The following is a 19928-nucleotide window of genomic DNA, read 5'->3' on the forward strand; positions in this document are numbered from 1 at the left end:
CCAGCAGGCGGGAAACACCGTCCGTAGCCACGCCGCTACGGGTGGACGATCGGTGGGCGGACCTCGTGGCGGAGGCGACGGTCGGCGGGCGGACTCCGTCGAGGTTCCTTCGAGGTCGAGGTTCCTTCGAGCGTGTCGACGAGCCGGTCCCGCAGGGCGCGGGATTGTGTCGTCCCGCGGCTCCGCCGCGTGGGCGCGGCGGAGCCGCGGTCGACCCGCGCGCGCCGGACGGCGGAGTCCACTCCGTCAGCCGGCGAACGGCACCTGTGCCGACGGGGTGACCTGGTCACCGTTCGGATGCCGCCACAGGCCCTCCGCGGCCAGCCGGGGCAGCACGCCCTCCCCGAACCAGTACGCCTCCTCAAGGTGCGGGTATCCGGAGAAGACGAACTCGTCGATGCCCAGCGCGTGGTACTCCTTGATCCGCTCGGCTACCTCCTCGTGGCTGCCGACCAGGGCCGTCCCCGCGCCGCCGCGCACCAGGCCGATCCCGGCCCACAGATTGGGGTGGATCTCCAGCCCGTCCCGGCCGCCGCCCCCGTGCAGCGCGAGCATCCGCTGCTGGCCCTCGGACTCGCTGCGGGCCAGCCCGGCCTGTACGGACCGCACGGTCTCCGGGTCGAAGCCCGCGAGCAGGCGATCGGCCTCGGCCCAGGCCTGTGCGGAGGTGTCGCGGGTGATGACGTGCAGCCGGATGCCGAACCGCAGGGTGCGTCCCTGTTCCGCCGCGAGCCCCCTGATCCAGGCGATCTTCTCGGCGACCTGGGCCGGCGGCTCGCCCCAGGTGAGGTACACGTCGACGTACTTGGCGGCGATCTCACCGGCGATCGGCGAGGACCCGCCGAAGTACACCTCGGGCACCGGGTCCGGCACCCGCGCCAGCTTCGCGTCCTCGACCTGGAGGTGTTCGCCCCGCAGGTCGACGGTCTTGCCCTCCCACAGCCCCCGGACGATCTCCAGGAACTCGCCGGTGCGGCGGTAGCGGGCGTCCTTGTCGAGGAAGTCCCCGTAGGCCCGCTGCTCGTGGCTCTCGCCACCGGTGACGACGTTCAACAGGAGCCGTCCGCCGGTCTGCCGCTGGAATGTGGAGGCCATCTGCGCGGCGAGCGTCGGCGAGACGAAGCCGGGCCGGAAGGCGACCAGGAACTTCAGGCGTTCGCTCTGCTGGGCGACCATCGCGGTGGTCAGCCACGCGTCCTCGCACCAGGCGCCGGTGGGGGTGAGCGCGCCCTCGAAGCCCAGGTCCTCGGCGGCGCGGGCGATCTGGCTCAGGTAGGCGACCGTCGGGGGCCGGTCCCGTCCGGAGGAGGTGGCCGGGGTGCCGTGTCCGCCGCCGACGACATGGCGGCTGTCGCCATTGGTGGGGAGGAACCAGTGGAAGGTGAGGGACACGTGAGGTCTCCGTTCTGAGAAGGTCGCCTCGGAGGTGGTCCGGAGGCCGTCTGGAGGTGACCCGGAGGTCGTCTAGAGAAGGCCGTGGCGCGGTGGCCGCGTGCCGTTCAGTACGTACCTGCCGATGTGCTGGACCTTCCAGCGGGCCGGGTCGTGCAGGGTGTGGGTGCGGGCGTCACGCCAATGCCGGTGCAGGTTCAGGGAGTCGAGCGCCGAGCGGGTGCCGGACACCTCGAACAGGGCGCTCGTGACCTCCACGGCGCTCTGCGCGGCGTGCGCCTTCGCGGCGGCCACCGCGATGGACGCCTCGGCCGCCGTGTCGTCGGTCAGGTCCCCGCGGGCCGCGTCGACCGCACGGGCGGCTTCCCGCAGCAGCGCCTGCGACGCCCGCACCTGGACGGCGAGTTCACCGAACCTCTGGATGAGCAAGGGGTCCTCGGCGGCTGTCTCCACCCCGCTCTCGAACCACGGGCGGCTCTTGGTGCGGACGAACGCGGCGGCCTCGGCCAGCGCTCCCGCGGCGATACCCGCGTCGATCGCCGCGTGCAGCAACTGAGCTACGGCACCGTGGAGTTGGGGACCGTGGAAAGTGAGGTGGTGCGGGAGGACCCGGTCGGCCGGAACCGGGACGCCGTCCAGACGTACGGTGCCGCTGGCGGTCGTGCGCTGCCCCATGCCCTCCCAGTCGTCGATCACCGTGAGGCCGGGGGCGTCCCGCGGCACGTACGCCACCTGGAGGGTGTCGTGCTGCGCGCGGGCGAGCACCGGGATCCAGTCGGCGAACAGGGCGCCGGTGGAGTACTGCTTGACGCCGGTCAGCGTGTACGAGCCGTCGGGGCGGGGCTCCAGGCGGGTGCGGATGTCCTGGACGTGTTTCGTGCCCGCCTCCGACTGGGCGTTGCCGAGACGGCGCCCGGCGAGGATCTCGCCGAAGAGGAACTCCCGCTGTTCCGGAGTTCCCTGACGGCGGATCACATTGACGTACACGAAGTGACTCTGCGGGATCTGGGCCAGGCTGGCGTCGGCCGAGGCGAGCAGCCGGAAGATCTCGGCGAGGGTCTCCTGCCGTACGTCCGCTCCCCCGTACTCGGCGGGCACGGTGACCGCGAGCAGCCCGGAGGCGGAGAGCCTGTCCAACTCCTCGCGGGGCAGCCTGCGTTCGGCGTCGCGTTCGCTGGCGCCGGCGCGGAACTCGTCGGCGAGGTAGCGGGCCACGCCCAGGGCCTCGACGTCGTCGGCGATGACTTTCGCGGTCATGTCGCTCAGCTCGCCGCGGCCAGCAGCGGCGTACGGCCGAGGGCGGTCGAGAACTGGTCGAGGACCTGGGTGAGGGCCTCGATCGCGGTGGGGGCGACGGTGAGGGTGCCGTCCTCGTGGGCGGTGATGTCCTTGTCGAGGGTGAACCAGCCCTGCACGATGTGTGCCGCGCCCATGGAGCTGAGGACCGGGCGCAGCGCGTAGTCGATGGCCAGCACATGGGCGGTGGTGCCGCCGGTGGCGAGCGGGAGGACGGTCTTGCCGGTGAGGGCGTACTGCGGGAGCAGGTCGAGGAGGGCCTTGAGGACACCGGAGTAGGCCGCCTTGTAGACGGGGGTGCCGATGACGACGCCGTCGGCGCGTTCGAAGAGCTCGGTGGCCTCGATGATCGCGGGGTGCCGGAAGTCGGCGCCGAGCAGGGCCTCGGCCGGGATGGTGCGGACATCGAGCGGGATCACCTCGTGGCCCTGGGCGGCGAGGCGGGCGTCGAGGTGGCGCAGGAGCCTGCCGGTGCGGGAGGAGGCGGAGGGGCTGCCGGAGACGGACAGGATGGTGGCCATGGGTCCTCTTTCGGGGAGGAGGGGCGCCTCCGGTGACGGGAGGCGCCCCGGGGAAGTGGTCAGGAGTACCAGGTGGGTTCGGGCAGTTCGCCTTCGAGGACCCAGCGGCCGACCTCGCGGCGCTTGTAGGCGACGGGGTCGTGGAGGGTGTGGGTGCGGACGTTGCGCCAGAACCGGTCGAGGCCCTCGGCGCTCGTCGTGGAGCGGGCGCCGGTCACCTCGAAGACGCGGCTCGCGATCTCCAGGGAGACGTCGGTGGCGCGGGCCTTGACGGCGGCCACCCGGACCTCGAAGTCGCCGCGGGACTGTTCGGTGACCGCGTCGGGGTCCTCGTGCAGCTTCTGTCCCTCGGCGGCGACGGCGTCGGCGAGTGCCTCGACCGCCCAGAGCTTGGCGGTGAGGTCGCCGTAGGTGTCGATGACGTACGGCTCGTCGACCGCGCGCTCGTGGCCGCCGTGCAGCCAGGAGCGGGTCTTCTCGCGGGTGTAGGTGGCGGCCGTCTCCAGTGCGCCAGCGGCGATGCCGAGGTAGAAGTTGACGAAGACCAGCTGGATGGTGGGGACGTTGAGGGTGTTGTAGGTGCGGGGCTGGAAGACCTTGTCGACGTATCCGGCCGCCGAGGCCCAGGGGGTGCGTACGCCGTCGAGGGTGACGCCGCCGCTCTCGGTGAGGCGCTGGCCGATGTTGTCCCAGTCGTCGTGGAAGGTCAGGCCCTCGGAGTCGGAGGGCACGATGGCGAAGACGTGCTGGTCGGTGCCTTCCAGGACGCCTTCGAGGACGGTGACGTCGGAGACCCTGCTGCCGGTGGAGAAGGACTTGCGGCCGGTGAAGAGGAGGTCGTCGCCGTCCTCGGTGACGGTCACGTCGTTGTCGCGGGGGTTGACGGCCCCGCCGAAGAACCAGCGGTTCTTCGCGGCCTCGGCCTCCACGTGCTCCCACTGTTCGCGGGTGCCTACCAGGCGGGCGGCCCAGTTCCACAGGTAGTGGTAGCCGAGGAGCTGGCCGATGGAGCCGTCGGCCCTGGCGACCTCGCGGACCACCCGGTAGGCGGTCGGCCAGTCCTGGCCCGCGCCGCCGTGCTCCGTGGGGCCGAGCAGGGTGACCAGGCCGGCGTCCTTGAGGAGCTGGACCTCGGCGTGGGGGGTGGCGCCGGCCCGGTCGCGGGCGGCGGCGTCGGTGGCGAGGACGGCGGCGACCTCGCCCGCGCGGGCGATCCAGTCCTCGGCGGTGCGCGGGGCGGGGCTCTGCTGCCAGGTGGTGGGGGTGACGGTGCTCATGCGGAGTGACCTCTTTCGCAGTGCGGTGCGGAAGGCGTGGGGGATGGTCAGACGTGGTAGGGGGCCGACTCGGGCTCGTGGTCGGGGAGTTGGGCCTCCAGCTCGCGGACCAGGGGGAGCACGCGCTTGCCGAAGTACTCGACCTCCTCGTGGTAGTGCAGGAAGCCCAGCAGGAGGAGGTCGACGCCGAGCTTCTTGTAGGCGACGATCCGCTCGGCGATCTGCTCCGGGGTACCGATGAGGCCGGTGCGGAAGCCGTCGTTGTACTGCACGAGGTCCTCGAAGGAGGAGTCCTGCCACATGCCCTTGTGGTCGCCGGTGGACTGGCCGGCCTGCTTGACGGCCGCGCCGAAGCCCTCGACGGCCTCGGTGTCGGCCTTCGCGACGATCTCCCGGAGGGTCTCGCGGGCCTCGGCCTCGGTGTCACGGGCGATGAGGAAGCCGTTGAGGCCGAACTTGGGAGGCGTACGGCCGACTTCGGCGGCGGACTTGCGGACGTCCTCGATCTGCTCGACGACCCCGTCGAAGTCCTTGCCGTTGGAGAAGTACCAGTCGGAGACCCGGCCGGCCATGGCACGGGCGGCGGTGGAGTTGCCGCCCTGGAAGATCTCCGGATGCGGGCGCTCGGGGGTGTTGAGCGGCTTGGGCTTGAGGGAGAAGTCGCGCAACCGGTAGAAGTCACCGGCGAGTTCGGTGTGGTCCTCGGTCCAGATCTGGCGCAGGGCGCGGATGAACTCCTCGGAGCGGCGGTAGCGTTCGTCGTGCTCCAGCCAGGGCTCGCCGAGGGCGGTGAACTCGCCCTTGAACCAACCGGAGACGACGTTGACCGCGAAACGGCCGTTCGACAGATGGTCGTTGGTGGCGCCGAGCTTGGCGAGGACGCCGGGGTGCCACAGGCCGGGGTGGACGGCGGCGATGACCTTCAGGCGCTCGGTGGCGAGCAGCAGGGCGAGGCTGAAGCTGGTCGACTCGTGCTGGTACTCGGCGCCGTAGCTGGCCATGTAGCGGACCTGGCTGAGGGCGTATTCGAAGCCGTTGTTCTCGGCGAGGACGGCGAGTTCGCGGTTGTATTCGTATCCCCAGTCGGTGCGCTGCTCGATCTTGCTGGTGACGAGACCGCCACTGACATTGGGGACCCAGTAGGCGAATTTGAGGGGCGCTGCGGGCATGCGGAACTCCTGTTGCGGAATGGGGGCGCACGGAAGTCCGAAAGGCGTGCGTGATCGCCGAATTCAGACTTCAGGGGGTGCGGTGAGAACGCGGCACACAGGTGTGGGGCGACAGGTGCGGCGTGGAAAGGGGAACGGCGGCGGATCGGAGAGGGATCAGGCCGCGTGGCAACAGGAGGCGCTGGAGACGCGCGCGAGGTCGACGTGGCGTCGCCGCGTGAGGTCCAGTCGCTTCTTCATGTCGTCGATGGTTGCAGTCGGCCGCGACGGGCGTCAAGGAAAACCCGACCGGTCTCGTATCGCGGACCATTGGATTTCACGAACGTGTGACAGGGAAACCCTTGAACGGGCCGGTGAATCGCGCACATTCTGCTGGGGTGCGTACCGAACAGCTGGAATACATAGCGGCGGTGACCCGGCTGGGTTCGCTGCGCCGTGCGGCGGAGGAACTGCGGCTTTCGCAGCCCGGGTTGAGCGAGACCGTCAGAAACCTGGAACGGGAGCTGGGGGTCGACCTCCTGGAGCGCAAACGGTCCGGGGCGACGATGAGCGCGGAGGGCCGGGAGCTGCTGCCGTACATCGTCCATGTGCTGGAGGCGGTGGACCGGCTGCGGGTCGCGGCGGGCGAGCAGCACCGGATCAGCCGGATGGTGCGGGTGGGGACGGTGAACGCGGCGACCGTGCCGCTGCTCGTGCCGGTGCTCCGCGACTTCCGGGCCGCGCATCCGCTCACGCAGGTGGAAGTGGTCGGGGCACAGCAGACGGAGATCCACCGGGCGCTGTCCGAGGGCGGGTTCGACCTCGGTCTGGTCAACCACCTCGACGGCGACGACGTGCCCGCCGGTTTCGAGTCCACTCGGCTGCTGTGCGGCCGTCCGGTGGTGTGTGTGCGCCCCGACAGTCCGCTCGCCGCCCGGCCGACGGTGACGGTGGACGACCTGCTCGCCGAGCCGCTGATCGCGATGCGCTCCGGCTATGTCATGCACCGCTTCGTGCACCGGCTCCTGGACGGCCGTGCCCCGTCCTTCTCGTACTCCACCGACGGCGCCGAGATGGGAAAGCTGATGGTCGCCGAGGGGCTCGGGGCGACGGTCCTGCCGGACTTCAGCGTCGTCGGGGATCCCCTGGAGCGGCTCGGCACCATCACCTACCGGCCGATCGAGGGCGACACGACCCAGGTGCTGCTGATGCTCCAGCGCCGCAAGGCCGAGTCGGTGCCCCAGGCGGCCCGGGACCTGTACGAGGTGTTCGTGTCCCGGTCCCGGGAACTGGGCGGGACGCTGAGGTCCGAGCCCGGCCGGGCGGGTCACACTCGCCGGGCGGGTCCTAGTCCTCGTCCCGTGCCGGAACCACCACGAGGAACGCGTCCGACTTCAGGTCCATGACCACCTGCGCCGGCTCGCCCTCGGCGCGCCGCGCCGCCGCGTACTCCTCCGCCGGCCATGATCCGCGCGGAGCCCCCGCGGCAAACCGCTGCAACACCCTTGCGCCCATCGCGGCACACCTCCAGCTCGCCTTCCGGCGTTCACCGTGACCTCGTTCATGACTCGACTGCCCGCGAACCGCGCGGTCATGTTCCGCTTTCCGCGACCGGCTCGGGCGAACGGGCGAATATCCGCACATCGTGCGGATCTCCGCATCCGGTCCGGTCCCTTCGGTGGAAGGGATCCCGGGAGGACACCGACGTCGAGGGAGCGAGACCTGATGAGCACGGACGACTCCGGACCGGGGCTGCGTTGCCTGGTGACCGGTGCCACGGGGTACATCGGCGGCCGGCTCGTGCCGGAACTGCTCGCCGCGGGGCACCGGGTGCGCTGTCTGGCCCGCTCCCCTGGGAAGCTGCGCGACCATCCCTGGGCGGGCGAGGTGGAGGTGGTGGCCGGGGACGTCACGGACGCCGGGTCGGTCGCCGGTGCCCTGCGGGACATCGACGTGGCCTACTACCTGGTGCACGCCCTGGGCACCGGCCGCGACTTCGAGGAGACCGACCGGGCCGCGGCGCGGATCTTCGGCGAGCGGGCCCGGGCCGCCGGGGTGCGTCGGATCGTCTACCTCGGCGGCCTCACCCCCGAGAAGGTGCCGGAGCGGGAACTGTCGCCGCATCTGCGTTCCCGGGCCGAGGTGGGCCGGGTCCTGCTGGCCTCGGGCGTCCCGACGACCGTGCTGCGGGCGGCGGTGGTCATCGGTTCGGGTTCGGCGTCCTTCGAGATGCTCCGGTATCTCACCGAGCGGCTGCCCGTGATGGTCACCCCGAGCTGGGTGCGCACCCGGATCCAGCCGGTGGCCGTACGGGACGTGCTGCGGGCGCTCGTCGGCAGTGCGCGGATGCCGGACGAGGTGAGCCGGGCGTTCGACATCGGCGGTCCCGACGTGCTGACCTACCGGGACATGATGACCAGGTACGCCGAGGTCGCCGGACTTCCGCGCCGGGTGATCGTCCCCGTGCCGCTGCTCACCCCGGGGCTGTCCAGTCACTGGGTCGGGCTGGTGACCCCGGTGCCGCGGGGCATCGCCCGGCCGCTCGCCGAGTCGCTGCGGCACGAAGTGGTGTGCCGTGAGCACGACATCGCACGGTATGTGCCCGACCCTCCCGGGCATCCCGTCGGCTTCGACGAGGCGGTCCGGCTGGCGCTGCGGCGCGTCCAGGACGCCGAGGTGGTCACCCGCTGGTCGTCCGCCTCCGTCCCCGGCGCGCCCAGCGATCCGCTGCCCACCGACCCCGACTGGGCGGGCGGCAGCCTGTACACGGACCGTCGGGAACTGACCGTGGACGCTCCCCGCGAGGCCCTGTGGCGGGTGATCGAGGGGATCGGCGGGGACAACGGCTGGTACTCCTTCCCGCTCGCCTGGGCGGTGCGGGGCTGGCTGGACCGGCTGGTCGGCGGGGTCGGTCTGCGCCGGGGGCGCCGGGACGCGGCACGGCTGCGGGTGGGTGACTCGCTGGACTTCTGGCGGGTCGAGGAGATCGAGCCCGGGCGGCTGCTGAGGCTGCGGGCCGAGATGCGACTGCCGGGTCTGGCCTGGCTGGAGATGTACGCCGAGACCGACGACTCGCCCGGCGGTGCGGGCCGTACGCGCTACCGGCAGCGCGCGCTGTTCCATCCGCGCGGTCTGCTCGGCCACCTCTACTGGTGGAGCGTCTCGCCCTTCCACGCCCTGGTGTTCGGCGGCATGGCCCGCAACATCGCGAAGGCGGCGACGCGGGCGCCGGTCAGCCCCACGAGTGAACGGACGTCCGCGGGCTGACCCCTGCATCCGGCGGGGCCGCCGCCACGGAAGCAGGTCCCGTCATCCGACCCTTGTCACCCGCCTCCCCCTGCCCCTCTCCCTCTCGTCACCGGAGCACGCGTCATGAACGTCTCGGTCGTCCTGTTCACCTCCGACCTGCGGCTGCACGACCATCCGCCGCTGCGGGCGGCCGGCGACGGGCCCCGTCAGGTGGTACCGCTGTTCGTGCGGGACCCGGCCGTGGACCGGGCGGGTTTCGCCGCGGCCAACCGGCTGGCGTTCCTGGCCGACTCCCTGGCGGACCTCGACGCCGGACTGCGCGGGCGCGGCGGCCGGCTCGTGGTCCGCTCCGGAGACGTCGTGGACGAGGTGTGCAAGGTGGCCGCCGAGGCGGACGCCGACGAGGTCCACATGGCGGCGGACGTCAGCGGGTTCGCGCACCGGCGCGAGGAACGTCTGCGGCGCGCCCTGGAGGCGGCGGGGCGCCGGCTGCACGTCCACGACACGGTGACCACGGCCGTCGCACCGGGGGCGGTCACCCCCTCGTCCTCCGACCACTTCGCCGTCTTCACGCCCTACTTCCGCCAGTGGTCCGGGCAAGGGCTGCGCGACCTCCTCGCCGCACCGCGGTCCGTGCGCGTCCCGGACGGCATCGGCTCCGAGGCGCTCCCCTCCCGCGACGGCCTCCAGGGGCTGTCGGAAGGGCTGGCGCGAGGTGGTGAACAGGAGGGCAGGAAACGGCTGTCGCGCTGGCTGCGCGACGGGGTCGAAGCCTACGAGGACCGGCACGACGACCTCGCCGGTGACGCCACCTCGCGGCTCTCCCCGCATCTGCATTTCGGCACCCTCTCCCCCGTCGAGCTGGTCCATCGGGCACTCCGGGTGGGCGGTCCCGGGGCCGAGGCCTTCGTACGGCAGCTGGCCTGGCGCGACTTCCACCGGCAGGTCCTCGCCGCCCGGCCGCGGGCCGCGACCGCCGACTACCGTACGAAGCACGACCGTTGGCGCTCCGAACGGGCGGCCCGCGAGGACATCGAGGCCTGGAAGGAGGGCCGCACCGGCTATCCGGTGATCGACGCGGCGATGCGCCAACTGCGGCACGAGGGCTGGATGCACAACCGCGCGCGCCTGCTGACCGCCTGCTTCCTCGCCAAGACGCTCTACGTCGACTGGCGGGTCGGCGCCCGGCACTTCCTCGACCTGCTCGTCGACGGCGACGTCGCCAACAACCAGCTCAACTGGCAGTGGGTGGCGGGGACCGGCACGGACACCCGCCCGGGCCGGGTGCTCAACCCGGTCACCCAGGCCAAACGGCACGACCCCGACGGGGCGTACGTACGGCGTTGGGTACCCGAACTGGCGGGCCTGGACGGTCGGTCGGTGCACGAGCCCTGGAAGCTCCAGGGCCTGGACCGGGCGGCGCTCGACTACCCGGACCCGATCATCGAACTGCCCGACGGCCTGGCCCGTTTCCGGCAGGCCCGCGAGCGCGACTGAGGACGCGGCGCCGGTCAGCCGAGGTCCCGTGGCGGGGTGGCGTAGCCGCTCGTCAGTGTGGCGAGCGCGTCCTCCAGGCTCGTCGGTCTCGGCATCCCGGGCGCGGAGTGGCCGGCCCAGCCGGGTCCGGCCAGCAGGACCAGGGGCCGGCCGCGCGCGCCCTTCACGCCCCAGCGGGTGTCGGCGACCTGCCGGGCGAGCGTCAGGCAGGCCAGGGAGCGGGCCTGCGCCCACAGGACCACGGCCGACGGGCCCAGCCGCCGGACCGCGGCGATCAGCGCCTCGGCCGGTACGGCGGCACCGAACATGCGGGTGGGCATCCGCAGTTCGCTCAGTGCGGCGTTCAGGGCCTCGACCGGCAGGGTGTGCTGTTCGCCGGGTACGCAGGCCAGCACGACGGGTCCGGCGACGGCCGGCGGGTCCGGTGCGACGGGCCGGGTGGCCCGGCGAAGGGTGGTGGAGACATGCCAGGACAGCAGGTGCTCCACCTCCACGTACCGGTCGCCGGACGACGCCCATTTACGCCCCACCGCGTGCAGGGTCGGCGCCATCACCTCCTGCCAGGCGACGGCGAGTCCGTGCTGCTCGACGGCGGCCGCCAACTGCTCCTCGACCGCCGCCGCGTCGAGTCGCACGGCGGCACGGGCCAGCCCGCGGCACTCCTGGCGGACATCACCCAGCGGGAGGGCACCGGCCGCGCGGGAGGAGCCGGCCGTCCCTCGCGCGAGCGCTGCGGTGACGTCGGCGGACGCGCCGTCGCCCTCCCGGGCGGCACGGGCCGCCTCGGCCGGCGGCACCCCCGACGAGGTGAGCCGGCACATCGTCTCCAGCATCAGCACATCGCGCGGCGACCAGCGGCGGTGCCTGCCCTCGGCCCGCACCTGCGGGCCGATGCCGTATCTGCGGTCCCAGGACCGGAGGGTGGTGGGAGAGACCCCGAGTCTGCGGGCGAGGGTCCCCGTGGTGAGCCCCGCCTCCGGTCGCCGCTCCGCCTCGGACTTGCCCATGCGTCGACTATACGACGCAGAATCGATGCGAGTTGAGGCGTTTGCCCCACGGCTCGCACGATGACGGCACCCGATCCGAGGAGTCGTCGTCATGAGCCCGCAGCCGCTCTGGGAGTCGGTCACCGACGAGGAACTGGCCCGTGGGCTGGCCTCGGGCGACGAAGCGTGCCATGAAGCCGCCTTTCGCCGCTGGGCGCCGCTGGTGCACCACCTGGCCCGCCGGTCCCTGGGCGACACGAAGGAGGCCGAGGACGTCACACAGCAGGTGTTCCTCGGAGTCTGGCGCGGACGGGCGGGGTACCGGCCCGAGCGCGGCACGCCCGCCGGGTGGATCGTCGGCATCACCCGGCACCGGATCGCCGACGCGCTGGACGCCCGCTCCCGTCGCAGGGAGCTCGTCGTGTCGGCCGGATCGGCCCTCCTGCCGCCCCCGGCCGAGGGCGAACACCCCGAGTCCGCCGTCGACCGTGTGGTCGTCCGCCAGGCGCTCGCCGTGCTCCCGCCGCCTCAGCAGCGGGTGCTGCGCCTGACGTTCTACGAGGATCTCAGCCAGACGCAGATCGCGGAGCGCACCGGGTGGCCGCTGGGCACGGTGAAGAGCCATGCGCGACGCGGACTGCTCCGGCTGCGCGGCACTCTCCGGGGGCAACCTGCGGATTTCTAGGGCGTCCGACCAATCCGCACGGCGTTCGGCACCGGATTACGAACGGACATGTCGCACCGTCGTGAGGACCCCCGTGAGAGAAGCCGTACACATCGGCGGACACCCGTCGACGGAACCGGACGTGCAGGAGCTCTCGGGTGACGTGCGGCGCGGCCGCCCGGCGGTGACCGCGTGAGCGCCGTGGACGTGCACACGCTGACCGGCGCCTACGCCCTGCACGCCCTCGACGCCCGGGAGCGCGAGGTGTTCGAACGGCACCTGGCGGACTGCCGGGCCTGTGGCGTGGAGGTGGCGGAGTTCGCCGCGACCGCCGCCCGGCTGGGGCTCGCCGTCTCCGCTCCGGCCGGCCCCGCGGTCCGCGCGGAGGTACTGCGCCGCATCACGTCCGTGCGGCAGGAATCGCCACCCCACGCGGCTGCCGCCGCACGGCGGGGCCACCGCCGGCCGTCGCACTGGGCGCTGGCCGCGTGTCTGGCCGTGGCGGCCGGGCTCGGCGGGACCGCCGCGTGGCAGTACGACCGTGCCGAGGACGCCCGGGAGCAGGCGCAGCGGGCCGAGCGGAGCGCGGACGCGGTGGCCGCCGTACTCGCGGCTCCCGACGCGCAGGCCCGGACGCTCGCCCTGGCGGACGGCGCGCAGGGCACCGTGGTGGTCTCGGCCGAGCTGGACGAGGCGGTGTTCGTGGCGTCCGGGATGGCCGAGCCGCCGTCGGGCCGGGTCTACCAACTGTGGTTCGTCGACGGGGACCGGATGCGCCCGGCCGGGCTGATGGACCCGCACCGGGCGAGCGGGTCCGTGCTGTTGCGGGGTGCCGTCGACGGGGCCACCGGGCTGGGCATCACCGTCGAGCCCGCGGGCGGCTCGGACCGGCCGACGTCGGATCCGGTCGCCGTACTGGACCTGCCGGCCTGACATCGCCGCAGGTGCGGGGATCGGATACGGGATCCCTCTCCCCCTCTACACATAAGGGATAAATAAGAGCAGAATGGTCGTATGCGGCGCTTACCGCACACCGCACCGGACGCGGTCAGGCCTGCCAGTCGAAGGAGACGAGTCATGGCCAACGTCTCGCCCACCAGAGGAGACATCACCAGTCACCCCGATGTGACCGAAATGCGGGATCGCTACGCCCGCATGCTCGGAGGTCGCGATGTGGCACTCGTGGACGGACCGGTGTTCCTGCTCGGTCTGTACTGCGCCGCATCCCCGTGGATCCTCCACTACACGACGAGCCAGCCCGACCTGGTCACCCACAACCTGATCATGGGCATCGCGATCGCCCTGCTGGCCCTCGGCTTCACCCGGGCCCCCGAGCGCATGTACGGCCTGAGCTGGGCCATGTGCGCGCTGGGCGTGTGGATGATCGTCTCGCCGTGGATCGTCGGCGACAGCCCGGACGCCGGAGTCGTGTGGAACAACATCATCATCGGCGCCCTGGCGATGGTCCTGGGGCTGATGTGCATCGGCACGGCGGCCAGGAGCGCCCCCAAGTCGTAGGCACCCGCGAGGAAGGACGGACGTGCGGGCCGAGTCCGCGGGCATGCGGACCCGGCCCGCACCCGTGCGGCCGGCCCCACCCCCCGGCTCGGCCTCCGGCCCGCTTCAGCACAACAGGGCACCCAGTTCACTCCGGTGATCGGCCACCCACTCCCACGCGGCCCGTACCTCCTCGACCGCTCCGGCCTCGCGCAGCGCGACCATGGCCGGGTCACCGCGCCCCGCGGCGGCGTCGATGCCCCGACGGCAGCGGTCCTGCCACCACAGGACCGTGTCGACGAGATCGGCGCGCCCGTCGAGACCGTAGGCGTCGCAAACGACGCGGATCCGGCGGGCCGCTTCCGGTACGTCGGTCACCGCCGGACCGAGGTCGAGGTACTGCCAGCACAGATGGGCGACGTCGTGGACGCGTTCGCCGGGTGCGGCGAGATCCCAGTCGACGAAGGCCAGGGGCCGCCAGTCACCGGCGTACACCGTGTTCTTCGGGGCCAGGTCGTTGTGACAGACGACGTCCCGGTCACCGGCGAGCCGCGTGCCGTGGGTCAGGTCGTGGAAGGCGCGGACCAGTCGCGCGACGCGGACCAGGTTGGCGTCGGTACGGGCGGCGGCCCGTTCCTCCGGGGTGAGGGCCGCCCGGCCCTCGATGTACCCGAACATCTCCCGGCCCCACTCGTCCGTCCCCAGGAACCGCGGCGCCCCCGCCCACGCCCGCCGCTCGAACAGCGCGAGCAGGTCCCGCACATACGGCGACCGGGCCGCCGGCGTGCGCCGCACGGTCGCACCGATCCGTACGACCTCGTTGACGGCACCGCCGTCGAGGGCCCTCTCCTCCACCGGAAACCTCCCTGCCACCGCTCGACTCCCCGAATGTATCCGGCGGTCGAGGCCGGCCGAGTGGCAGGCCGCGCGGAGGCGACCCGGCCAGACATTGACCGGGCCTTGGCCAGAGGTTGAAGCGTGGGCGGACTGTCCGTGTTCTCAGAGGGCACACGCACTGGTGCGGGGGTGTTGACGAGAAGGGGCGGAGATGGAGATCGACGGCATCATCAGTGCCATCGTGATCGGCATCGTCATCGGTGTCCTGGGCCGGCTCGTGGTCCCCGGACGCCAGCGCATCGGCATCCTGTGGACGATCGCTGTCGGCATCATTGCCGCGCTGATCGGTTCCGCGATCGCCGGCGCGTTCGACGTGGCCGACACCAATGGCCCGGACTGGATCGAGTGGCTGATACAGATCGGTCTCGCCGCACTCGGCGTGGCCGCACTGGACCGGTCGAAGGCACGGCGCTGAGACTTGGCGGAGACGAGGGGCGCCCCACACGTGCGGGGCGCCCCTCGCGTGCGTGAACCGCGTTGCGCACGGGACGACTTGACGGCGACGTTCGACCGCTCGCGGCCGACCCGACCACGTCGGAGCCCAGTTGACCCCGCCGACCGCGCCACCCCCGCGCATCACACCACTCACCGCTCCGGAGGCCGGTGCCGCGAGCCCGCGTCCGGCCTTGCCCGCCGCCGGAGTTGAAGGAATCCCGCTCGGCCAGGTGTCCCTCCGGCCGTTCACGAGGAAGGGCCCGGAGCACCTCGCCGAGCTGGATATCGCGACACACCGAACGGCACGGAACGGCGCCGAGGCGTCGGCACGCGGCCACTGAAGGCCGCCGAGGCGGTGACGAAGTGGCGAGGGCCTGCCACACCTCGTGGCCGCGGTGGACGCGCCCCACTCGCCGGACTCCGCACAAGACACCGCGGACGGCAACGCGTCGATGCGCGCGGTGAACCACCCGCCCGGTTACCGGCCCCCACATCGGGTGGTGCGGTATCGGCTCGACCTGTAGGGCGGCCTCGGCCCGCGCGCCCCGCTTCCGCACACGTCCCGGGCCACCGCACGTCACGGATCACTGCTGCGCCAGCCACTCCTCGTACCAGGTCACGGTGGCGTCGACCGTGTCGGTGAGCGCGGCCGGTGTCACGCCGAAGGCCTGCTCGAAGGCGGAGGAGTCCACGATCTGGGGCTCGGTGTGCTGGTAGAACGTCTCCGCGTACTCGGCGACGAAGGCCTGGGCGGACGACGACCCGACGGTCGCGGCCTGGGCCCACACCCGTACGGCCGTCGGGACCGAGGGGCCCGCACTGGCCGGAACCGTGCTCGCCTGGGCGCAGGTGCACGGGGCGATCGGCCTGGAGGTGTCCGGACAGTTCCGGGGCATGGGCCATGACCCGGGCACCCTGCTCATGGCCCAGATCGACGCGCTGGCCGACGCGTTCGGCCTCGACTGAGCGGCGGGGGTGGCGGGGGCGTGCCGGGAAGACCTACCCGGAAGGCGGCGCCTACGTCCTACGCCACATAGGTGTACGGCTGCGTCGTGGTCAGCGGCTGGAAGCCGAGGCGTTCCAGGATGGGCCTGCTCTGGCTGGACGCGTCGACCTGGAGGTAGCGGTAGCCGCGGTCGACGGCGGCGCGGGCCCGCTGGGCGACCAGGGCGCGGTAGATGCCGCGACCACGCCAGGCCTCGACGGTGCCGCCGCCCCACAGACCGGCGAAGCGGGTGCCGGGCACCAGTTCCATCCGGGCCGCGCTGACCGGTGTGTCACCGGCGAGCGCCACGACGGCGACCACGGTGTCCGGATCGTCCGCCAGCCGGGCCAGCAGCTGGTGGTGCAGCCGGGAGCTGTCGGTACCGAAGGCCTTCTCGTGGACCTCGGCCACCAGGTCCACGCCCGCCCGGTCGGTGGCCGGAAGGAAGCGGATGCCCTCGGGCGGCTCGACGTCCAGCGTCAGATCGGCGACCTCGGCGATCATCAGCGTCTCCTCGGGCTCGGGCGCGAACCCGGCGGCCCCGAGCCGCGGCCCGAGGTCCATGGGCAGGTCGTGTCCGTAGAGCTTCCACTCGAAGTCGAGGCCGAGTCCCGTGTAGTGGGCGACCTGCTCGGCGATCGCCGCGTCGGCGCTCGCCTCGTCCAGGTCCGACCACACGACGCCGTTCCAGCCGTGCGCGTCCGCGACCTGGCGGACCACGCGCCCCACCCGTTCGACCCGGGCACCGGGACCGTCCGGCTGGGCGCCTTCGCGCATGTCCCGGTCGTACAGGGCGAGTACCGCGGCATGATCCATGCGCCCACTCCAGCACCCGGATCCCGCCAGGGCAACAGCTTTACCGGTCCTCTCCGTTCGGCCGGACGAGATCCTCCCCGTTCGGCTGGACCACGGAGAGATAGGCGCTGAGCCGGTCGCGGTTGCGGGCCAGGCAGTCGATGCGTGCCTGGATGCGTTCGATCTCGCCCCGCAGCAGGGCGGCGGTCTCCGGGGTCAGGCACTGCGGAGGCAGGTGGATCTCGTCGGGGCCGGACAGATACGGCAGGATCGCCCGGATCATCTCCGTGGTCAGCCCGGAGTCGAGCAGCCCGCGGATCTGTTGGACGTCCCGGACGGCCGTCTCCCCGTAGGCCCGATAGCCGTTGTCGGCCCGGTCGGGACGGAGCAGGGCCTGCTCCTCGTAGTAGCGCAGCAGCCGGGTGGGCACGCCGGTGCGACGGGACAGTTCACCGATCCTCACGAACGCCGCCGATCCTCATGGGGGTCTACGATCGCCATGGCCGCCTCCGGGAAGTGGGCCTTGCCTTCACACTGATGTGAGGGTTTCAGCATGGTCCCATGTCCACCGCATCCATGGCCAAGGGCGCCGTCCTGCCCACCGCGCTGCCGTGGCCGGGCCTGCTGGCCCTGTCCGCCGCCGCCTTCACCGCCGTCGTGACCGAACTGCTGCCGGCGGGACTGCTCCCCCGCATGGCGACCGGACTGGAGGTCTCCGAGGCCCGCGTCGGGTTCCTGGTCACCGGGTACGCCCTCGCCTCCTTCGTGGCCGCGATCCCGCTCACCGCGCTGCTGCGCGGGCTGCCGCGGCGGCCGGTCCTGGTGGGCACGCTGCTGGGCTTCGCGGTCGCCAACGCGGTGGTCGCGCTGTCGTCGTCGTACGGGCTCACCTTCGCGGCCCGGCTCGTCGCCGGCGGGATGGGCGGCACACTGTGGGCGATGCTCGTCGGCTACGCGGCCCGGATGGTGCCGGCCGAGCGGCGCGGCCGGGCGATAGCGGTCGTACTCGCCGGGATCACCCTCGCCCTGTCCCTGGGCGTACCCGCCGGAACCGCGCTGGCCGAGGCGTTCGGCTGGCGGACGGCCTTCGGCGCACTGTCCGTGACCGCCGTGCTGCTGGTGGTGTGGATCCGGCGTTCGGTGCCCGGTCTTCCCGGTGAGGCGGCGGGCGCCCGCCTGCCCCTGGCCCGGGTGGCGGTGCTGCCGGGGATCCCGGCCGTCCTCACTGTCACGCTGTTCCTGCTGCTCGGGCATCAGGTGATGTACACGTACGTCGCCCCGTTCGCGGCGCGGGCCGGCTTCGGCCGTACGGGCCTGGTACTGCTGGTGTTCGGGGCGGCCACGGTGGCCGGGGTCGGCATCGCCGGGGTGCTGGTCGACCGGCGGCTGCGGCCGTCCCTGCTCGCCGCGCTCGCGCTGTGCGCCGCGGTCATGCTCGCGCTCGGCCTGTCGGCCGACGTGCCCGCCGTGCTGCTGGTCTCGGTGGCCCTGTGGGGCATGGCCTTCGGCGGCGCGCCGACCCTGATCCAGACGGCACTGGTCGACTCCTCGGGGCCGGCACACGGGGACGTGGCCACGGCGCTCCAGACCACCGTGTACAACGCGGGCATCGCGGCGGGTTCGCTCACCGGCGGTGTCGTCCTGGAGAACCTGGGTGCCGGGGCGCTGCCCTGGACCGCGCTCCCGTTGGTCGTCGTGGCCCTGGTGACCGTGGCGCTCGGCCGCCGGCACGCCTTTCCGGCCGCGCGCCGCCGAGCCTAGGCTGCACCGGAGAGATCACCTCACGAGAAGGACTGCTCGCCCATGGTCGTGAAGGACACGGAGCTGCCGTACCTGCGTCGCTGTGTGGAGCTGGCGGCCCGGGCTCTGGAAGTGGGGGACGAGCCGTTCGGCTCGGTCCTGGTGGGCGCGGACGGCACGGTGCTCGCCGAGGACCACAACCGGGTGGCCTCCGGCGACCGCACCCGCCACCCCGAGTTCGAGCTGGCGCGCTGGGCGGCGGCCCGTCTGACACCGCCGGAGCGGGCGGCGGCGACCGTGTACACGTCCGGGGAACACTGCCCGATGTGTGCGGCCGCGCATGCCTGGGTGGGCCTCGGGCGGATCGTGTACGTCGCCTCGTCGGAGCAACTGACCCGCTGGCTCGGCGAGTGGGGCGTGCCCGCGGCACCCGTGCGGCCCCTGTCCGTCAACGAGGTCGCGCCCGGTGTGACGGTGGAGGGTCCGGTGCCCGAACTGACCGAAGCCGTACACGCGTTGCACCGCCGCTTCCAGCACGGCGAGCGCTGACGGCCCGGACCCCACCGGTCGTGCCCGGCGGGGCCCTCCGTCCGCGGTCAGCGCGTCGCGCGGGGGCGGAAGCGCCGGTGGACGGCCGCCCCGCCGAGGACCAGCGCCGCGCTGCCCAGAACGGCGGGCAGGGTCTGGTCCGCTCCCGTGTGGGCGAGCTCGGCGGTGAAGTGCGGGCGCGGGGCGGGCGGGGCCGCCTCGGGACCCGGGTTCGCCTTCGGCGGCGGAGTCGGCTCCGGTGCCGGCTCCTCGGGTCGCTGCGGACGGCCGCCCGAGGTGTTCACGGACTCGTTGCCGACGGCCGCGTTGCCGACACCGACCACGCTCACGCTGTTTCCGCTGATGTTGAGCGGAACATGCACCGGCAGCCGCACACCATTGCCGGAGAGCACGCCCGGTGCATCCTCTCCTCCTCCGTCGGCGGCGGCCCCGCCGGGCGCCCCGGCCGCAGCGGGCCCTCCTGGCGCGCCAGGCGTCCGGGGGGTCCCGGCCGTGCCACCGCCGTCGCCCTCGTCGGCGCAGCTGTTGCCCGCCGCCGGGTTGAGCAGCCCCACCACGTTCACGGTGTTCCCGCACACGTTCACCGGGACGTGCACGGGAAGCTGGACGGTGTTGCCGGAGATCACTCCGGGCGAGCCCACGGCGGCGCCGTCCGCACCGGACGAGGCGTACGCCGGCATCGTCACGGCCATCGCGCCGGACGCGGCGGCGACGGCGATCACACCGTTTCGGGTAACCCTTCTCATAGGTTCCCTGCCTTCCAGACATGGTCGCGGGCACTCGCCCACACCGGAGAGAACGCGGGCGAACCATCCGAGTTATGGCTTATCGGCCTTTCACTCCATCGAGCGTTAGGATGGTCGAACTGGCGGCAAAACCGGCCCAGGGACGTCGAATAAGCGGTGAATAGGCATCTCATACCTCGTATGCCTATCGCGGGTATCGCGGGTGCGGAGAATGCGGAGAATAAGGCACCCGTAGCGAGCCCGCTCGTCCGGAG

At 72.5% G+C, this 19928-nt stretch carries 21 protein-coding genes and 1 pseudogene; 10 read left to right on the forward strand and 12 right to left on the reverse strand.

The window, feature by feature from the left end; all coding sequences use genetic code 11:
* Nucleotides 1–246 precede the first annotated feature (246 nt).
* From ACZ5VD_RS09615 to ACZ5VD_RS09640, 6 genes are all read right to left on the reverse strand, one after another.
* Complete coding sequence (locus tag ACZ5VD_RS09615; RefSeq protein WP_468681782.1) at nt 247–1392, reverse strand: LLM class flavin-dependent oxidoreductase; 1146 nt, start codon at nt 1390–1392, stop codon at nt 247–249.
* A gap of 72 nt (nt 1393–1464) precedes the next feature.
* Nucleotides 1465–2649 carry an SfnB family sulfur acquisition oxidoreductase gene (locus ACZ5VD_RS09620; protein WP_468681784.1) on the reverse strand — a complete coding sequence of 395 codons (1185 nt, stop codon included), beginning with the start codon at nt 2647–2649 and terminating at the stop codon, nt 1465–1467.
* Between the two features lie 5 nt (nt 2650–2654).
* A complete protein-coding gene (ssuE, locus tag ACZ5VD_RS09625; RefSeq protein ID WP_468552006.1) occupies nt 2655–3209 on the reverse strand; it encodes an NADPH-dependent FMN reductase in 555 nt (184 codons plus the stop codon).
* 59 nt (nt 3210–3268) lie between these two features.
* Nucleotides 3269–4486, reverse strand: coding sequence for an acyl-CoA dehydrogenase family protein (locus tag ACZ5VD_RS09630; RefSeq protein WP_468552005.1), 1218 nt, complete (start codon nt 4484–4486; stop codon nt 3269–3271).
* 47 nt (nt 4487–4533) lie between these two features.
* Nucleotides 4534–5655 (reverse strand): dimethylsulfone monooxygenase SfnG, encoded by a 1122-nt coding sequence (sfnG, locus tag ACZ5VD_RS09635; protein WP_468681786.1) that lies wholly within the window; start codon nt 5653–5655, stop codon nt 4534–4536.
* A 156-nt stretch (nt 5656–5811) separates the two neighbouring features.
* On the reverse strand, nt 5812–5895 hold the full coding sequence (locus tag ACZ5VD_RS09640) for a putative leader peptide (protein WP_468552016.1): 84 nt from the start codon (nt 5893–5895) through the stop codon (nt 5812–5814).
* A gap of 137 nt (nt 5896–6032) precedes the next feature.
* On the opposite strand from ACZ5VD_RS09640, the gene ACZ5VD_RS09645 reads away from it, so the two are divergent.
* The 3 genes from ACZ5VD_RS09645 (at nt 6033) to ACZ5VD_RS09655 (ending at nt 10380) form a co-directional block, all read left to right on the forward strand.
* On the forward strand, nt 6033–7040 hold the full coding sequence (locus ACZ5VD_RS09645; RefSeq protein WP_468681788.1) for a LysR family transcriptional regulator: 1008 nt from the start codon (nt 6033–6035) through the stop codon (nt 7038–7040).
* A gap of 319 nt (nt 7041–7359) precedes the next feature.
* On the forward strand, nt 7360–8901 hold the full coding sequence (locus ACZ5VD_RS09650) for an SDR family oxidoreductase (protein ID WP_468552002.1): 1542 nt from the start codon (nt 7360–7362) through the stop codon (nt 8899–8901).
* 105 nt (nt 8902–9006) lie between these two features.
* Nucleotides 9007–10380 carry a cryptochrome/photolyase family protein gene (locus tag ACZ5VD_RS09655; RefSeq protein WP_468552001.1) on the forward strand — a complete coding sequence of 458 codons (1374 nt, stop codon included), beginning with the start codon at nt 9007–9009 and terminating at the stop codon, nt 10378–10380.
* A gap of 14 nt (nt 10381–10394) precedes the next feature.
* On the opposite strand, the gene ACZ5VD_RS09660 is transcribed toward ACZ5VD_RS09655, so the two are convergent.
* Nucleotides 10395–11387, reverse strand: a complete 993-nt coding sequence (locus ACZ5VD_RS09660) for a MerR family transcriptional regulator (protein ID WP_468552000.1) — start codon at nt 11385–11387, stop codon at nt 10395–10397.
* Between the two features lie 91 nt (nt 11388–11478).
* Between ACZ5VD_RS09660 and ACZ5VD_RS09665 the strand changes: the two genes are divergently transcribed.
* The 3 genes from ACZ5VD_RS09665 to ACZ5VD_RS09675 all read left to right on the forward strand — a co-directional run bounded on the left by ACZ5VD_RS09665 (nt 11479) and on the right by ACZ5VD_RS09675 (nt 13548).
* Nucleotides 11479–12051: a sigma-70 family RNA polymerase sigma factor gene (locus tag ACZ5VD_RS09665; protein ID WP_468681790.1), complete on the forward strand. Its 573-nt coding sequence runs from the start codon at nt 11479–11481 to the stop codon at nt 12049–12051.
* 171 nt (nt 12052–12222) lie between these two features.
* Nucleotides 12223–12963, forward strand: coding sequence for an anti-sigma factor (locus ACZ5VD_RS09670; protein ID WP_468681792.1), 741 nt, complete (start codon nt 12223–12225; stop codon nt 12961–12963).
* Nucleotides 12964–13107: 144 nt separating this feature from the next.
* A complete protein-coding gene (locus tag ACZ5VD_RS09675; protein ID WP_468681794.1) occupies nt 13108–13548 on the forward strand; it encodes an SPW repeat protein in 441 nt (146 codons plus the stop codon).
* 105 nt (nt 13549–13653) lie between these two features.
* Here ACZ5VD_RS09675 and ACZ5VD_RS09680 read toward each other — a convergent pair whose 3' ends face one another.
* The gene (locus tag ACZ5VD_RS09680) at nt 13654–14382 is read right to left on the reverse strand and encodes a phosphotransferase (protein ID WP_468681795.1); all 729 of its coding nucleotides are present in this window, start codon (nt 14380–14382) and stop codon (nt 13654–13656) included.
* A 193-nt stretch (nt 14383–14575) separates the two neighbouring features.
* Between ACZ5VD_RS09680 and ACZ5VD_RS09685 the strand changes: the two genes are divergently transcribed.
* Nucleotides 14576–14839 (forward strand): GlsB/YeaQ/YmgE family stress response membrane protein, encoded by a 264-nt coding sequence (locus ACZ5VD_RS09685; protein WP_468551995.1) that lies wholly within the window; start codon nt 14576–14578, stop codon nt 14837–14839.
* Between the two features lie 604 nt (nt 14840–15443).
* On the opposite strand, the gene ACZ5VD_RS09690 is transcribed toward ACZ5VD_RS09685, so the two are convergent.
* Nucleotides 15444–15647, reverse strand: a complete 204-nt coding sequence (locus ACZ5VD_RS09690) for a hypothetical protein (RefSeq protein ID WP_468551994.1) — start codon at nt 15645–15647, stop codon at nt 15444–15446.
* 16 nt (nt 15648–15663) lie between these two features.
* Here ACZ5VD_RS09690 and ACZ5VD_RS09695 point away from each other — a divergent pair.
* Nucleotides 15664–15825, forward strand: a pseudogene (locus tag ACZ5VD_RS09695) (TetR-like C-terminal domain-containing protein); the annotation flags it as partial.
* Between the two features lie 58 nt (nt 15826–15883).
* Here ACZ5VD_RS09695 and ACZ5VD_RS09700 read toward each other — a convergent pair.
* Nucleotides 15884–16660 carry a GNAT family N-acetyltransferase gene (locus ACZ5VD_RS09700; RefSeq protein ID WP_468551993.1) on the reverse strand — a complete coding sequence of 259 codons (777 nt, stop codon included), beginning with the start codon at nt 16658–16660 and terminating at the stop codon, nt 15884–15886.
* A gap of 40 nt (nt 16661–16700) precedes the next feature.
* Complete coding sequence (locus ACZ5VD_RS09705) at nt 16701–17102, reverse strand: MerR family transcriptional regulator (RefSeq protein WP_468551992.1); 402 nt, start codon at nt 17100–17102, stop codon at nt 16701–16703.
* Nucleotides 17103–17200: 98 nt separating this feature from the next.
* On the opposite strand from ACZ5VD_RS09705, the gene ACZ5VD_RS09710 reads away from it, so the two are divergent.
* Both ACZ5VD_RS09710 and ACZ5VD_RS09715 read left to right on the forward strand, forming a co-directional pair.
* Nucleotides 17201–18400 carry an MFS transporter gene (locus tag ACZ5VD_RS09710; protein ID WP_468681797.1) on the forward strand — a complete coding sequence of 400 codons (1200 nt, stop codon included), beginning with the start codon at nt 17201–17203 and terminating at the stop codon, nt 18398–18400.
* A gap of 42 nt (nt 18401–18442) precedes the next feature.
* Nucleotides 18443–18928 carry a nucleoside deaminase gene (locus tag ACZ5VD_RS09715; RefSeq protein WP_468551990.1) on the forward strand — a complete coding sequence of 162 codons (486 nt, stop codon included), beginning with the start codon at nt 18443–18445 and terminating at the stop codon, nt 18926–18928.
* 47 nt (nt 18929–18975) lie between these two features.
* On the opposite strand, the gene ACZ5VD_RS09720 is transcribed toward ACZ5VD_RS09715, so the two are convergent.
* On the reverse strand, nt 18976–19674 hold the full coding sequence (locus ACZ5VD_RS09720) for a chaplin (protein WP_468551989.1): 699 nt from the start codon (nt 19672–19674) through the stop codon (nt 18976–18978).
* Nucleotides 19675–19928: the final 254 nt, after the last annotated feature.

The sequence above is a fragment of the Streptomyces sp. NPDC032822 genome, from assembly GCF_055578825.1.